General features: G+C 67.1%; 14 protein-coding genes. 2 read left to right on the forward strand and 12 right to left on the reverse strand.

What is annotated here, in order from left to right; translation table 11 throughout:
- Nucleotides 1-2 precede the first annotated feature (2 nt).
- The 3 genes from PEM_RS12275 to rlmD all read right to left on the reverse strand — a co-directional run bounded on the left by PEM_RS12275 (nt 3) and on the right by rlmD (nt 2,666).
- Nucleotides 3-698, reverse strand: a complete 696-nt coding sequence (locus PEM_RS12275) for a DsbA family oxidoreductase (protein WP_111126863.1) — start codon at nt 696-698, stop codon at nt 3-5.
- 113 nt (nt 699-811) lie between these two features.
- On the reverse strand, nt 812-1,297 hold the full coding sequence (locus PEM_RS12280; RefSeq protein ID WP_111126861.1) for a CYTH domain-containing protein: 486 nt from the start codon (nt 1,295-1,297) through the stop codon (nt 812-814).
- 34 nt (nt 1,298-1,331) lie between these two features.
- Nucleotides 1,332-2,666, reverse strand: a complete 1,335-nt coding sequence (gene rlmD / locus PEM_RS12285; protein WP_065179469.1) for a 23S rRNA (uracil(1939)-C(5))-methyltransferase RlmD — start codon at nt 2,664-2,666, stop codon at nt 1,332-1,334.
- A 127-nt stretch (nt 2,667-2,793) separates the two neighbouring features.
- On the opposite strand from rlmD, the gene PEM_RS12290 reads away from it, so the two are divergent.
- Nucleotides 2,794-3,522, forward strand: a complete 729-nt coding sequence (locus tag PEM_RS12290) for a response regulator (protein ID WP_005418228.1) — start codon at nt 2,794-2,796, stop codon at nt 3,520-3,522.
- Between the two features lie 539 nt (nt 3,523-4,061).
- On the opposite strand, the gene recO is transcribed toward PEM_RS12290, so the two are convergent.
- The 9 genes from recO to rpoE all read right to left on the reverse strand — a co-directional run bounded on the left by recO (nt 4,062) and on the right by rpoE (nt 12,712).
- Nucleotides 4,062-4,781, reverse strand: a complete 720-nt coding sequence (recO, locus tag PEM_RS12295; protein ID WP_049447075.1) for a DNA repair protein RecO — start codon at nt 4,779-4,781, stop codon at nt 4,062-4,064.
- Between the two features lie 18 nt (nt 4,782-4,799).
- Complete coding sequence (era, locus tag PEM_RS12300; RefSeq protein ID WP_005410599.1) at nt 4,800-5,696, reverse strand: GTPase Era; 897 nt, start codon at nt 5,694-5,696, stop codon at nt 4,800-4,802.
- A complete protein-coding gene (gene rnc / locus PEM_RS12305; RefSeq protein WP_005418230.1) occupies nt 5,693-6,373 on the reverse strand; it encodes a ribonuclease III in 681 nt (226 codons plus the stop codon). Before rnc ends, era begins: the two co-directional genes overlap by 4 nt.
- Nucleotides 6,363-6,746, reverse strand: a complete 384-nt coding sequence (locus PEM_RS12310) for a DUF4845 domain-containing protein (protein ID WP_032954392.1) — start codon at nt 6,744-6,746, stop codon at nt 6,363-6,365. The genes rnc and PEM_RS12310 overlap by 11 nt, the downstream gene beginning before the upstream one ends.
- A 37-nt stretch (nt 6,747-6,783) precedes the next feature.
- Nucleotides 6,784-7,578, reverse strand: coding sequence for a signal peptidase I (gene lepB / locus PEM_RS12315; protein WP_005418234.1), 795 nt, complete (start codon nt 7,576-7,578; stop codon nt 6,784-6,786).
- Nucleotides 7,579-7,632: 54 nt separating this feature from the next.
- Nucleotides 7,633-9,426: a translation elongation factor 4 gene (gene lepA / locus PEM_RS12320; RefSeq protein WP_005418237.1), complete on the reverse strand. Its 1,794-nt coding sequence runs from the start codon at nt 9,424-9,426 to the stop codon at nt 7,633-7,635.
- Nucleotides 9,427-9,606: 180 nt separating this feature from the next.
- Nucleotides 9,607-11,139: a DegQ family serine endoprotease gene (locus PEM_RS12325; RefSeq protein WP_065185459.1), complete on the reverse strand. Its 1,533-nt coding sequence runs from the start codon at nt 11,137-11,139 to the stop codon at nt 9,607-9,609.
- Nucleotides 11,140-11,213: 74 nt separating this feature from the next.
- On the reverse strand, nt 11,214-12,095 hold the full coding sequence (locus PEM_RS12330; RefSeq protein WP_065179471.1) for a sigma-E factor negative regulatory protein: 882 nt from the start codon (nt 12,093-12,095) through the stop codon (nt 11,214-11,216).
- Nucleotides 12,092-12,712, reverse strand: coding sequence for an RNA polymerase sigma factor RpoE (gene rpoE / locus PEM_RS12335; RefSeq protein WP_005418256.1), 621 nt, complete (start codon nt 12,710-12,712; stop codon nt 12,092-12,094). Before rpoE ends, PEM_RS12330 begins: the two co-directional genes overlap by 4 nt.
- Before the next feature lie 235 nt (nt 12,713-12,947).
- On the opposite strand from rpoE, the gene PEM_RS12340 reads away from it, so the two are divergent.
- Nucleotides 12,948-15,011: a 3-hydroxyacyl-CoA dehydrogenase NAD-binding domain-containing protein gene (locus PEM_RS12340; RefSeq protein ID WP_005418265.1), complete on the forward strand. Its 2,064-nt coding sequence runs from the start codon at nt 12,948-12,950 to the stop codon at nt 15,009-15,011.
- Nucleotides 15,012-15,204: the final 193 nt, after the last annotated feature.

Below are 15,204 nucleotides of genomic sequence, written 5' to 3' on the forward strand. Positions count from 1 at the left end.
GGTCAGACCTTGCAGCTGTCCGGGCCGCAGGCCTCGTCGCCGTCAGCCGGGGTAGCCGGGGCGCCCTGTTCTGCCGCGATCTGCCGCAGGGCCTGGGCGAACGCCTCGGGTGGCTGCGCCCCGGAAATCGCCCACTTCCCATCGATCACGAAGGTCGGCACCGAAGAAATGCCCAGTGCATGGGCCTGCGCCAGCTTGGCTTCGACCTCGGCCAGGCCGCGGTCGGAGGCCAGCATCTGCGCGATTTCACCACCGTCCAGGCCGCCCGCCACGCCGGCCTTCACCAGTACAGCGTTGTCGGCCAAGTTCTGGCCATGTTCGAAGTGGGCGCGGAACAGCGCTTCACCCACCGCATCCTGCACGCCATGCTGGCCGGCCAGCCACAACACCCGATGCGCCGGCAGTGTGGTCACCCGCACCTGGCCCTGGTTGAAATCCATCGGCAGCCCCTCCGCGCGCGCGGTGGTCTGGGTCTGGCCGAGGATCTGCTCGGTGCGCTCGACGCCCCCGAACTTGCGCGCATAGGCCTCGCGCAGCGACACCGGGGTGTCGTCCGCATCCGGGTCCAGCTGGAACGGCTGCCAGTGGATATCGAGTTCAGGCGCATTGGCGCCCAGCAACTGCACGCCCTGCTGGAAACGATGCTTGCCGATCCAGCACCAGGGGCAGACCACGTCGGAGTAGATGTCGATTCTCATGTCCACGACATGGGGACCGCCTTCCTCGATAAAAGGGGACGGAGGGGATTAAGTCGCTTTCCGCACGGGCGGGGTAAAGACGACTTAATCCCCTCCGTCCCCTTTTTGGGGGTTCACCACTGTGAATACGGGCGGCTGGCCAGGGCAACGTTGTAGTAGCGGGCGTCATCGGTCACTTCGGCGCCGACCCAGCCCGGCAGGTCGATGGCCTGATCGGCGCTTTCCAGTTCGACTTCGGCCACCACCAGACCGGCGTTGTCACCGAGGAATTCGTCCACTTCCCAGGTCAGGCCGGCGTGTTCGACCAGATGGCGGCGCTTGTCGATCAGGCCGCCGACACACAGCCCCAGCAGTGCGCGCGCGTCCTCCACCGGGATCGGGTAGTCGAACTCCTGCCGGGTATGGCCGAGGGTGCGCGACTTCAGGTTCAGCGCGGCGTGGTCGCCTTCGATGCGTACGCGCACCGAGGCGTTCTGGGTGCCGCGGTCGAGCGCGCCCATGTCGTTGATGTAGCCCTGCGCCATCGGGATCACCCGATGCGCGGCGGTGCGCCAGCCATCGCTGCTGACCAGGAATTTGCGTTCGATTTCGATGCCCATGGCGCAATTATGCGCCACGGGTGATGACAGCTGCTCAGCGCTTTTCGAATACCGCGATGCTTTCCACGTGCGCGGTGTGCGGGAACATGTCCATGGCACCGGCGCTGACCAGGGTGAAGCCCTGTTCGTTGACCAGATAGCCGGCATCGCGCGCCAGCGAGCCCGGGTGGCAGCTGACGTAGACGATGCGCTTGAACTGCTTCAGCGGCAGCTGCTGCAGCACTTCGATCGCACCCGAGCGCGGCGGATCCAGCAGCAGCTTGTCGAAGCCCTGGCGCATCCACGCCGTGCTGCGCTGGTCCTGGGTCAGGTCGGCGCTGAAGAACTGCGCGTTCGCCAGGCCGTTGCGCTCCGCGTTCTCACGCGCACGCGCGACGAGGCCGGCATCGCCTTCCACACCCACCACTTCACGCACACGGCGGGCCAACGGCAGGGTGAAGTTGCCCAGGCCGCAGAACAGGTCCAGCACGCGCTCGTCCTCACCCGGCTGCAGCAGGTCCAGGGCGTGGGCGATCATCTTCTCGTTGAGCTTGGCATTGACCTGGATGAAATCCAGCGGGCGGAACGCCAGCTCGACATCCCACGGCGCCAGCCGGAACGACAGCGCCACGCCCTGCCCGTCCAGCGGCTGCACGGTGTCCACGCCACCGGACTGCAGGTAGATCACGAAGCCATGCTGCTGGCCGAAGGCGGCCCAGGCCGCGCGGTCGGCATCGCTGAGTGGCTGCAGGTGGCGCACGGTCAGGACCACGGCCTGGTCACCGGCGATGAATTCGATCTGAGGGATGTCACGCTTGCCATCGAGCGTTTCGATGAAGGTGGACAACGCCTCGACCTTGGTGCCGATCTCCGGAATCACGGTCAGGCACTGGCTGAGGTCGGCGACGAAACGCGGATCCTGTTCACGGAAGCCAACCAGGGTCTTGTCCTTCTTCTCGACCCGGCGCACCGAGAAGCGGCCCTTGCGGCGGTAGCCCCAGCTCTCGCCGACCAGCGGCGCAAGCACGGTGCCCGGCTTCACATGGCCAATCCGCTCCAGGTTATCCATCAGCACGCGCTGCTTGGCGACGATCTGCTGGTCTTCGTCCAGGTGCTGCAGCACGCAGCCGGCGCAGGTACCGAAATGGGGGCACTTGGGGATCACCCGCTGCGGCGAGGCCTGCAGCACCTCCAGCGTGCGCGCCTCGTCGAAATGGCGGCTGCGGGCAGTCTGTTCAGCCATCACCACCTCACCGGGCAGGGCGCCGCTGACGAAGGTGACCTTGCCGCCCTCGCCTTCACGGCGGGCGACACCGCGACCATCATGGCTGAGGTCGAGGATCTCGGTCTGGAACGGGGTACGGTCGGTGCGGGAGCGGGATCGGGCCACGTGGCAACAGGCTGCGGGCAAAAATGGGGGCGTATTGTCGCAGATCCTGACCGATGGGGCCCGGACCCGCTTGCGCCCGTGGCCGCCGTGCTTGATGATTGGGCCAGCTGACATGGAGGCAGCCCTGATGCAGATGACCCCGCGGGCCGCACGGCCCCGCTTCCTGCTTGTCGAGGACGACATCATCAGCCGCGGTTTTTTCAAGGCGGCGTTGGAAACGTTACCGGCGGATGTGGACACCGCAGATTCACTGGCCAGTGCCCTGGCCAGTGCCGAGCCCGGCTCGCATGACCTGTGGCTGATCGACGTCAACCTGCCGGACGGCAATGGCGCGCAGCTGTTGCGTGAGTTGCGCCGTTCACATCCCGACACGCCGGCGCTGGCACATACCGCCGACGGCGATGCCTCCATTCACGCCCGCCTGCGCGAAGCTGGTTTCAGCGACACCCTGGTCAAGCCACTGGGCCGCGACCAGCTGCTGAAGGCCGTGCGCCGAGCGCTGGTCAACAGCCCGGCGGGGATCTTCGTGGCACAGGCCCCGGCCGCGGTCGAACTGGCCGTACAGGACTGGGACGAGACCGCAGCCCTGGCAGCCCTCAATGGCCAGCGCAACCACCTGATCGCACTGCGCGAACTGTTCCTGGCCGAGTTGCCGGGCGTGCGCGACGCGGTCGAGCAGGCGGTCGACCAGCACGACGAGCGCCAGTTGCGCAGCCAGTTGCACCGATTGCAGGCCAGCTGTGGCTTCGTGGGGGCGGCACGGTTGGGACGGGCGGTGCGCCAGCTGCATCATGCGCCCGAGTCCGGGCAGGCCCAGGCGGGGTTCCGCGACGCGGTGGCTGCCCTGCTGCACTGAGGGTTGCTCGGCAGGGCTGCGCCCTGCACCCGCAGATGCTTCAAGCCAGAGCAACACCAAAGGCCAGAGCCAGAGCGGCTCTGGCCTTCTGCTTGTTGGGCGGGCCGGTGCGGGTTGGCAGGATACGCCGTAAACCCGTCCATGGGGGCTCGATGGCGCCATCCATGGCGCCAACGGTCCTGCCAACCCACACCGCCCCACCCCCGACAGATTCCCGGTGACGGCTGGTAGATCCACGCCATGCGTGGATGAATTTCTGTCAGATGTCGAAATCAATCTGGGGTCAGATCCGTTTTCCGAAGGAAAACGGATCTGACCCCGTCGGCATGTCCGACAGCTCGCAAGAATCTGTCGAAGGCGGGGTGGGTCCGGTTGCGGGAGTGTCCGCGGCATGGATGCCGCGGCCAAGCCCCCAAGGACGGGTTTACGGCGTCTCCCGCAACCGGACCCACCCCGCCAACCCACGGATAACCAGCTTTTGCTTTTGACGTTGACGTTGATTAGGCAGGTGCAGGGCTGCAAGCCCTGCTCAACACCCCCTACCTGCGGGGCGCCAGCTGCTCGAGCATTTCCCAGGACTTCAGGCCGCGCGGCCCCAGGTGATGGGCCAGCACCCGCCGCATCGGCAGGCGCAGGCTGGCCAGATCGGCGGCATCCGGCTCTTCGTCGGCCGCCAGCGCCAACAGCGCCGACCCGGTGGCGGCTGCCCGGCGCTCCCCGCCGCGCTCGCTCAGCAGGCGCTGCGCACCCTCCTGCGGGTCCAGTTCGTAGCGCGCCGCCGGATCGATCGGCTGGCCATCGCTGGCGCTGTCCAGCTCGAAACCCAGGCCCAGCGCAGACAGCAGCTCGCGTTCGAAACGGCGCAGGGTCCAGGCCAGGCCAGCGCCCACCGCCAGCCGCGCACGCGCCTCGCCGTAGGCGAGGTACAGCTCCGGCAGCGGGTCCTGGCGCGGGGCCAGGCGCAGGGTCAGTTCGCTCAGGTAGAAACCGGCCAGCATGGCCTGCCCGACCAGGCGTGGCGCGGCATCCAGCGCCTCGGCGCCACGCAGCTGGGCCAACTCACCCCGCTGCTGGGCACTGAAGCGGATCCACTGCAACGGCTGCAGGGCGGCGCGCAGCACCTGGCCCTTGGCAGTGGACACGCCACGCGCAAGGAGGCCGATACGGCCATGCTGCGCGCTCAACACTTCGACCAGCAGGCTGGTCTCGCGGTAGGCCCGTGCGTGCAGCACGAAGCCGGTGTCGTCCTCGATCATCATCGAAGCGACTACAACGCCTTACTCGTAACCGAAGGCCTTCAGCGCGGCCTCGTCGTCGGACCAGCCTTCACGCACGCGCACCCAGGTTTCCAGGAACACCTTGGCCCCGAACAGACGCTCCATCTGCAGGCGGGACTTGGCGCCGATCTCCTTCAGGCGGGCGCCGCCCTTGCCGATCACGATGGCCTTCTGGCCTTCACGCTCGACCCAGATCACCGCACCGATGCGCAGCAGGTTGCCGTCCTCGGTGAAGCGCTCGATCTCGACAGTGGTGGCGTAGGGCAGTTCCTCGCCGAGCTGGCGCATCAGCTGCTCACGCACCAGTTCACCGGCCAGGAAACGCTGGCTGCGGTCGGTGATCTCATCCTCGCCGAACATCGGCGGGGCTTCCGGCAGCAGCTTCAGCACGTCGCGCACCAGCGCTTCCAGGCCATTGCGCTTCTGCGCGGAGATCGGATGCACGGCGGCGAAGTCGCGACCCTCTGTCACCTGCTGCAGGAACGGCAGCAACGCGCCCTTTTCCTTCAGGCGATCGATCTTGTTGACCACCAGCACCACCGGGATGCCGGCGTCGCGCAGCACGTTGAACGCCAGGCTGTCCTCTTCATCCCAGCGACCGGCTTCGATCACCAGCAGGCCGGCATCGACGCCTTCCAGCGAGCCACGCGCGGCGCGGTTCATCACCCGGTTCATCGCCCGCTTCTGCACCTTGTGCAGGCCGGGGGTGTCGACCAGCACCAGCTGGCCTTCCGGATAGGTAGCGATGCCCAGCAGGCGATGGCGCGTGGTCTGCGGACGGTTGGAGACGATGCTGACCTTGGCGCCGACCAGAGCATTGGTCAGGGTCGACTTGCCCACGTTCGGGCGGCCGATGACGGCCACGCTGCCGCAATGATGGGGAGTTTGTTCGCTCACTTGGAATCCAGTTGTTCTAGGACGGCCGCAGCCGCCTGTTGTTCGGCAAGCCGCCGCGAGGCGCCTTCGCCCTCGGTGCTGGCGGCCGGGTCGGCTACGTTGCAGCGTACCCGGAAGTGCTTGGCGTGGTCGTCACCGGATTCTGACACCAGTTCATACTGCGGCAACGCCTTCTGTCGGGCCTGCAGCCATTCCTGCAGGCGGGTCTTGGGGTCCTTCTCGGGCCGGCCGGAGGCCGGCAGTGCCTCGATCGAAGCGCTGAACCAGGGCAGTACCACCGCCCGGCAGGCCTCGAAACCGGCATCCAGGTAGATCGCAGCCACCACGGCTTCCACCGCGTCGGCCAGGATCGAATCACGACGGTGGCCACCGGACTTCATTTCGCCCGGGCCCAGGATCAGCCGCTCGCCCAGCTCCAGGCTACGTCCAATCACCGCCAGCGCGCCCTCACGCACCAGCTCGGCGCGGGCACGGGTCATCGCGCCCTCGTCGGCCTTGGGCCAGCGTCGGTACAACGCCTCGGCCGCCATCATGTTGACGATGCTGTCGCCCAGGAACTCCAGGCGCTCGTTGTGTGGCGCACCGGCACTGCGATGCGTCAGCGCCTGCTTCAGCAGCGCCGGGTCGCGGAAGGGATGACCGATCAGGTCACCACGTTGGAAAGGTTTATTCGGCACCGCTTCGGGTCAGGTCCTGGGATGAATCGAATTTGCCAACCACGTCCAGGTTGCCGACCAGCGGACGGCGCACTTCGTAGTTGACCTTGAGGGTCCAGCCATTGTCGCGACGGTCGAACTTCACGTTGGCCGGCTTCACGTTTTCCGAGTAATTGATGTACAGGCGCTTGAAGAACAGATCCTGGATCCGGGCCGGCTCCATGCTGCCCACGCCCGGCTCCCTGGCCAGGCTCTTCATCGCCGAGCGCACCGCGTAATACTCCTGGTACATCGGGAACAGCTTCATGCCGATGTAAAGGAAGAAACCCACCACGATCAGGACCGCCAGGAACGAGGTCAGGGTCATGCCACGCTGCGTGTTCATCGTCTTCATTGCGTTCTCCCCAGATACGCGTTGGATGTGAAGGTACTCAGTTGATGCTCGAGCCGATCCGCGACGGCTCGAAGCCATCCTTGCAGAACCAGCCCTGGCAGTTCAGCCAGATCAGGAAGGCCTTGCCGCGCAGGTTTTCTTCCGGCAGCAGGCCCCAGAAGCGGCCATCGTCGCTATTGTCACGATTGTCGCCCATCACCAGGTACTTGCCGGCCGGTACGGTCCACTGGCCCTGGCCACGCGGATAGTCGGTCTCCAGCACGGTATGGGTACGGCCCGGCAGGTGCTCGACCAGCAGGTTGGCGCCCTCGCCCTGGCCCTTGTGGCCGGCATAGATGCCCTTGTTGTCGTACTTCAGCGGTTCGCCATTGAGGATCACGCCGTCGCCTTCGAAGACCACGGTGTCACCCGGCACGCCGATCACGCGCTTGATGAAGTTCTCGCCCTTGGCCGGATCGTTGTCGCTGTGGCCGGGGAAGTGGAACACCACCACGTCGCCGCGCGACGGCTCGCCGAAGGGGACGATCTTGGTGTTGCTGATCGGCAGGCGCAGGCCGTAGGAAAACTTGTTGACCAGGATGAAATCGCCGATCAGCAGGTTCGGCATCATCGAGCTGGACGGGATCTTGTACGGCTCGGCAATGAAACTGCGCACGATCAGCACGATCGCCAGCACCGGGAAGAATGCACGCGAGTAGTCCACCAGCACCGGCTCGGTGTCGAGCAGGCCCGCGCGCTGGGCGCGGCGCTTGGCGAGGTACAGCTTGTCGGCGAGCAGGATCAGGCCCGAGGCCAGGGTCAGCACGACCAGGAGGATCTCAAACAGTTTCATTCAGGGTCCTTTGCAACGTCACCAGACGACCGGCCCCGCGAGGCCGGTGCGGGCTTACTTGTTGTCCATCTGCAGCACGGCCAGGAACGCTTCCTGCGGGATCTCCACGCGGCCGACCTGCTTCATGCGCTTCTTGCCTTCCTTCTGCTTTTCCAGAAGCTTCTTCTTGCGCGAGACGTCGCCACCATAGCACTTGGCCAGCACGTTCTTGCGCATCGCCTTGACCGTGGTGCGGGCGATGATCTGCGAGCCGACGGCAGCCTGGATGGCCACGTCGAACATCTGGCGGGGGATCAGGTCCTTCATCTTCTCGCACAGCTCGCGGCCGCGGCGGTCGGCGTGGCTGCGGTGCACGATCAGCGACAGTGCGTCGACCTTGTCACCGTTGATCAGCACGTCAACGCGCACGAACGGGCCCGCGTCGAAGCGCACGAAGTGGTAATCCAGCGAGGCATAGCCACGGCTGACCGACTTGAGCTTGTCGAAGAAGTCCAGTACCACCTCGGCCATCGGCAGCTCGTAGCTGATCTGCACCTGGCTGCCCAGGTAGTTGATGCCGATCTGGCTTCCGCGCTTTTCTTCGCACAGCTTGATGATGTTGCCGATGTACTCCTCGGGAGTGAGCACGTTGGCGCGGATGATCGGCTCGCGGATCTCCTCGACCTGGTTCACCGGCGGCAGCTTGGCCGGGTTGTCCATGTTGATGACCGAGCCGTCGGTCTTCAGGACCTCATACACCACCGTCGGCGCGGTGCTGATCAGGTCCAGGTTGTATTCGCGTTCCAGGCGCTCCTGCACGATCTCCATGTGCAGCATGCCCAGGAAGCCACAGCGGAAGCCGAAGCCCATTGCTTCGGAGCTTTCCGGCTCGAAACGCAGCGCGGCATCGTTCAGGCGCAGCTTGTCCAGCGCTTCGCGCAGGTCCGGATAGTCCTCGGCATCGACCGGGAACAGGCCGGCGAACACGCGCGGCTGCATTTCCTGGAAGCCCGGCAGCGGCTTCGGCGCCGGATCGCCGGCCAGGGTGAGGGTGTCGCCGACCGGCGCACCATGCACGTCCTTGATGCTGGCGGTGACCCAGCCCACTTCACCGGCACGCAGCGCCGGCAGCACCTTGCGCTTGGGAGTGAACACGCCGACGTTGTCGACCTGGTGGTTGCGGCCGGTCGACATCACCTGCAGCTTGTCACCGGCCTTGATCTCGCCCTGCATCACGCGCACCAGCGAGACCACGCCCAGGTAGTTGTCGAACCACGAGTCGATGATCAGCGCCTGCAGCTTGTCGGTGTCGCGCGGCACCGGCGGCGGGATGCGATGGACGATCGCCTCCAGCACGTCCTGCACGTTGAGGCCGGTCTTGGCACTGACCGGCACGGCGTCGGAGGCGTCGATGCCGATCACGGCCTCGATCTCGGCCTTGGCGCGCTCGATGTCGGCGGTGGGCAGGTCGATCTTGTTGATCACCGGCACCACTTCCAGGCCCTGCTCCACTGCGGTATAGCAGTTGGCCACCGACTGCGCTTCCACGCCCTGGGCCGCGTCGACCACCAGCAGCGCGCCTTCGCAGGCGGCCAGCGAGCGGCTGACTTCATAGGAGAAGTCGACGTGGCCGGGGGTGTCGATGAAGTTCAGGTGGTAGGTCTGCCCGTCCTTGGCCAGGTACGGCAGTGACACCGATTGCGCCTTGATCGTGATGCCACGCTCGCGCTCGATCGGATTGGAGTCGAGCACCTGCGCTTCCATCTCGCGGGCCTGCAGGCCACCACAGAGCTGGATGATGCGGTCGGCCAGCGTGGACTTGCCGTGGTCGACATGGGCGATGATGGAGAAGTTGCGGATGTTCCGCATCGAATCAGAAGACATAGGTGGCGGCGGCGCGCGGCGTCGTCAGGGTAACGGTCGATTATCGCACGCCCGGCGCCCGGCCGCGAAAACTGCCTCATCGGGCCGGACGCTGAACGACCAAAGCCCCGCCGGGGCGGGGCTTCGGGGGAGACGCAGGGGCCGCCGGAGCGACCCCGGCAGGCCTTACTGGCCCGCCTTGACCGCCACGAAGGCGCTGTTGCCGTTGGCCGTGCGGACCAGCAGCATCACCACGTCGTCCTTCTTGAAGCTGGACAACGCCCGGTTCAGGGCATCCACGCTGCCGACCGCAGTGCGGCCGACCTGCAGGATCACCATGCCCGGCGACAGGCCGGCATCGCGTGCTGCCTGGCCCTTGACCCCGGTGATGCGCACGCCTTCATTGCCGTTGAGCCCCAACTGCTTGCGCTGGGCCGCGTTCAGGTCGCTGACGTCCAGCCCCAGCAGGGCGTTGGCACCGGTCTGCGGAGCCGCCTCGCCAGCGCCAGCCGACGGCCCGCGGGCATTGCCCTGCCCGTCCTCGCTCAGTGCGGTCAGCGTGGCACTGAGCTCATGCGGCTTGCCGTCGCGGTAAACCACCAGGTTCACCTTGCTGCCCGGCGCCATCGCACCGATCAGCGGCGGCAGGTCGGACCAGCTGTTGACCGCGCTGCCGTTGACCGAGCGGATGACATCGCCCACCTGCACGCCGGCCTTGGCGGCCGCACTGCCGGCCACGATCTGGTTGACCAGCGCGCCGCGGCTGTCCGGCAGGCCCAGTCCCTGCGCCTTCAGCGAATCGATCGGTTCGACCACCGCGCCGAGCTGGCCGCGGGTGACCTTGCCGCTCTTCTTGATCTGCTCGACCGCGCTCATCGCCAGGTCGATCGGGATCGCGAAGCTGATGCCCATGTAGCCGCCGGAGGCCGAGAAGATCTGCGAGTTGATGCCGACCACTTCGCCGCGGGTGTTCAGCAGCGGACCGCCGGAATTGCCCTGGTTGATCGCCACGTCGGTCTGGATGAACGGCACGTAGCGCTGGTCAGGCCCCCCCGTACTGCGACCGACGGCGCTGACCACGCCGGCGGTAACGGAATGGTCGAGGCCGAACGGCGAGCCGATCGCGACAACCCATTGGCCCGGCTTCAGGGTGTTGGAATCACCCACGCGCACGGTGGGCAGGTTCTTGCCATCGATCTTGAGCAGGGCCACGTCGTACTGCTGGTCGCTGCCCACCACCTTGGCGGTGAACTCGCGGCTGTCGCCCAGCTTGACCTTCACCTCGCTGGCGTCGGCCACCACGTGGTAGTTGGTCAGTACATAGCCATCGGGCGAGATGATGAAGCCCGATCCCATGCCACGCCCCTTGATGCTGGGACCGCCATCCTGCCCACCCGGCCCCTGCCCCGGCATCGGGAAGTCAGGGCCGAAGAAGCGGCGGAAGAACTCGGGCATGTCATCGTCGCCCATCGGGCCGCGCGAGGCCTGGCGGTTGTTGCGGACGATGGTGGTGTCGACGTTGACCACGCCCGGGCCGACCTGTTCGACCAGGTTGGTGAAGTCGGGCAGGCCGCTGACCAGCGGTTGTGCAGGCGCCCGCGGCGCCGCGGCCGGCGCAGGCTGGGCCGGGGCGGCAGGCGCCGGCGCCTGCGCGCAGGCCACCAGGGGAAGGGTCAGGGCCAGCAGGCCAATGGCCTGCGTGCGAAGTCGGGGAGTCATCGGACGGCAACCTCCGGGTCGGATGGAAAGAGGAATACGGGCCCCGCCGACGGCGGGGCGTGAAGGCGCCCGGCTCAGTCGCGCGGGCGCGGCGGCACCGGCAGGTCGTCCTGCAGGCGCGGCTCGAACGGGTAGAACGCGGCACCGCCGGCGCGGGCCGGGAAACTGGCATTGAGCGCGCCACCTGCGGTCGGCGCCAGGCTGGAGCGCGGCCACGGCCGGGCCTGCAGCCCGCCGACCTCGCCGAATGGCAGGTTGCGGTTGGCGTTGGCCGGTACGGTCGGAGCCAGCGGTGCCTGCACGGCGGCGATGGCGCGCTGCGGAGCGTCATCGCGCTGGGCGGCACGCGCAGCCTGCTGGCTGCGGGTTGCACTGGCGCGGCGGGCGTCCTGGCGACGGCTGGTAGCAGCCATCGCCACAGCCGGCGCCGCCGCCACGGCCATCGCGGCGGTATCCACCGATGCTTCGGTCACCGGGGCCGGCGAGGTCGGCGCCGGCGGCAGTTCCGCCTGGCTGGCGATCACCTGGGGGGCCAATGGCTCGCCGGGAGTGGCCTCCTTCAGCTTCTCGCCCCCCATGAACAGGGCGACCGCAGCAACCGATGCGGCCAGAGCCGCGCCGCCGCCCCAGGCCCGCCAGCCACTGCGACGTACCTGGCGACGCGGCTCGGCCTGCGGCGTCGGCTCGGCCGCGATGGCGGCAGCCACGGCGGCACTGAACCCGGCCGGAGCCAGTGCCGACGCCTGCCCGCGCATCACGTCGCCCAGCAGCTGCCAGCGCTCCTGGCAACCGGCCAGCTCGGGGTCGTGCTCCATCCGGCGCAGCAGGAAACGCGCTTCATCGGCGCCCAGCTCGCCATCGACCAGGGCCGACAGCTGCTCGCGATGGCGCTGGTCCAGGCGCTGCCCGGCGGGCGATTGATGGTTCTGCGATTCGTTGAACGGGTTACTGGTCATACGCGGCTCTTCTCACGGGTGGCGCTGCCGATGTCCAGCAGCGGCCGGAGTTCGGTGTCGATCGCCTCGCGCGCCCGGAAGATCCGTGAACGCACCGTGCCGATCGGGCACCCCATCTTCTGCGCGATATCCTCGTAGCTCAGGCCTTCCACCTCGCGCAGGGTGATCGCTGACCGGAGTTCTTCCGGCAGCGCGTTGACGGCCTTCATCACCGTCTGTTCCAGCTCCTGGCGCATCAACTCGCGTTCGGGCGTGTCGGTGTCACGCAGGCGCGTACCACTGTCGAACTGTTCGGCGTCGCCGATGTCGATGTCATCGGTCGGCGGCCGTCGATTGTGTGAAGCCAGGTAGTTTTTGGCGGTATTCACGGCGATTCGATGCAACCAGGTTGAGAACTGGGCATCGCCACGGAAACTCCCGATCGCGCGGTAGGCACGGATGAAAGTGTCCTGGGCGACGTCCTGACATTCGCTCCAGTCGGCGATGTAGCGACCGACGAGGGCCACCACCCGATGCTGGTACTTGCGCACCAGGACATCGAAGGCGGCACTCTCGCCGTGCTGCACGCGCCGGACCAGTTCCAGATCCAGCTCCTGTGGTGTATCAACCTCGGCCATGAGGGGCCGCACTCCTGTCAGCCCAACCGACGTCGGGCAATGAGACTGCCAATCCCGGGAAAAGTTCAGTCGCCGATCACCTGGCGCCGCACCAGCTTTTAACCACCGTTCCGTTAGCGTCCCGGTCCACGGCCATGGATCCGGGGGCGCCACTCCCCTGCTATTGGGATTTGACGCGAGGGAAACAACCTCTGGATCATAGCCGCTTCTCCATACACAACCGGATGGAACGTCCATGCTTTCAGGCTTCGATGGTCTCCGCTTCAGCCACTGGCACCCCGAGATCCGCGACGACGGCGTGGTGGTTCTCTCCCTGGATCGTCAGGACAGCAGCGTCAACGCGATGTCGCAGGACGTGCTGCTGGAGCTGGGCGACCTGCTTGAGCGCATCGCGCTGGACCCACCCAAGGGCGTGGTGGTCCAGTCGCTGAAGAAGGCCGGCTTCATTGCCGGTGCCGACCTGAAGGAGTTCCAGGAATTCGACCGTCGCGGCACCGTCAATGACGCGATCCGTCGTGGCCAGGCCACCTATCAGAAGCTGGCCGAGCTGCCCTGCCCCACCGTTGCGGCGATCCACGGCCACTGCCTGGGAGGCGGCACCGAACTGGCGCTGGCCTGCCGCTACCGCGTGGCGTCCAATGACAGCAGCACCCGCATCGGCCTGCCGGAAACCCAGCTTGGCATCTTCCCGGGCTGGGGCGGCAGCGCCCGCCTGCCGCAGTTGGTGGGCGCGCCGGCGGCAATGGACTTGATGCTGACCGGCCGCACCCTGTCGGCCTCGGCCGCGCGTGGCATCGGCCTGGTCGACAAGGTGGTGGCGCCAGCGGTGGTGCTCGACACCGCCGTCGCGCTGGCGCTGTCCGGCACCACCCGCCCGTTCAAGCAGCGCGCGACGGCATGGGCCACCAACACCTGGCTGGCACGCAGGCTGTTGGCGCCGCAGATGGTCAAGCAGGTCGCACGCAAGGCGAAGAAGGACCAGTACCCGGCGCCGTACGCGCTGATCAGCACCTGGCAACGCAGTGGCGGCAAGCCCATCCAGGCCCGCCTGGACGCCGAGCGGCGCGCCGTGGTCAAGCTGGCCAGTACACCGACCGCGCGCAATCTGATCCGTATCTTCTTCCTCACCGAGCGACTGAAGGGCCTGGGCAGTGGTGATTCCGGCATCCGTCACGTGCACGTGGTCGGCGCCGGCGTGATGGGCGGCGACATCGCCGCGTGGGCCGCTTACAAGGGCTTCGAGGTGACCCTGCAGGACCGCGAGCAGCGCTTCATCGACCCGGCCATGGAACGCGCGCAGGCGCTGTTCGCCAAGAAGGTGCGCGACGAAAGCAAGCGCCCCGCCGTGGCCGCACGCCTGCGTGCCGACCTGGAAGGCAATGGGGTTGCCGAAGCGGATCTGGTGATCGAGGCGATCATCGAGAACCCGGAAGCCAAGCGTGCGCTGTACCAGACGCTGGAACCGAAGATGAAGCAGGACGCCCTGCTGACCACCAATACCTCGTCGATCCCACTGGTGGAACTGCGCGATCACATCCAGCGCCCGGCGCAGTTCGCCGGCCTGCACTACTTCAACCCGGTAGCGCAGATGCCGCTGGTGGAAATCATCCACCACGATGGCATGGCGCCGGAGACCGAGCGCCGCCTGGCCGCGTTCTGCAAGGCGCTGGGCAAGTTCCCGGTGCCGGTGGCCGGCAGTCCGGGCTTCCTGGTCAACCGCGTGCTGTTCCCGTACATGCTGGAAGCGGCCACCGCCTACGCCGAAGGCGTCCCGGGCCCGGTGATCGACAAGGCCGCAGTGAAGTTCGGCATGCCGATGGGCCCGATCGAACTGATCGATACCGTCGGCCTGGACGTGGCCGCCGGAGTCGGCCGCGAACTGGCACCGTTCCTGGGCCTGCAGATTCCGGCCGCGCTGCAGACGGTGGAACCGGACAAGCGTGGCAAGAAGGATGGCCAGGGCATCTACACCTGGGAAAACGGCAAGCCGAAGAAGCCGGACGTGGCCAGCGACTACCAGGCCCCGGCCGACCTGGAAGACCGCCTGATCCTGCCGCTGTTGAACGAGGCCGTGGCGTGCCTGCACGAAGGCGTGGTGGCCGATGCGGACCTGCTGGATGCCGGCGTGATCTTCGGCACCGGTTTCGCCCCGTTCCGCGGCGGTCCGATCCAGCACATCCGTGCGGTCGGTGCCGATGCGATCGTCGAGCGGTTGAAGGCGCTGCAGCAGCGCCACGGCGACCGTTTCGCCCCGCGCCCGGGCTGGGACAACCCCGCCCTGCGCGAACCGGTGGTTTGAGTTGATCTGCCGGGCCTGCGGCCCGGCACCCGCAGAGGCAACCGCCGAAGCAAAAGCCAAACCCAGAGCCAGAGCCAGAGCCAGAGCAACAGCCGGCTCTGGCTTTTCTGTTTGTTGGGCGGGGCGGTGTCGGGTTGCGGGGACGCCGTAAACCCGTCCTTGGGGGCTTGGCCGCGGCATCCATGCCGCGGAC

The organism is Stenotrophomonas sp. Pemsol (assembly GCF_003586545.1).
Lineage (GTDB): Bacteria > Pseudomonadota > Gammaproteobacteria > Xanthomonadales > Xanthomonadaceae > Stenotrophomonas > Stenotrophomonas sepilia.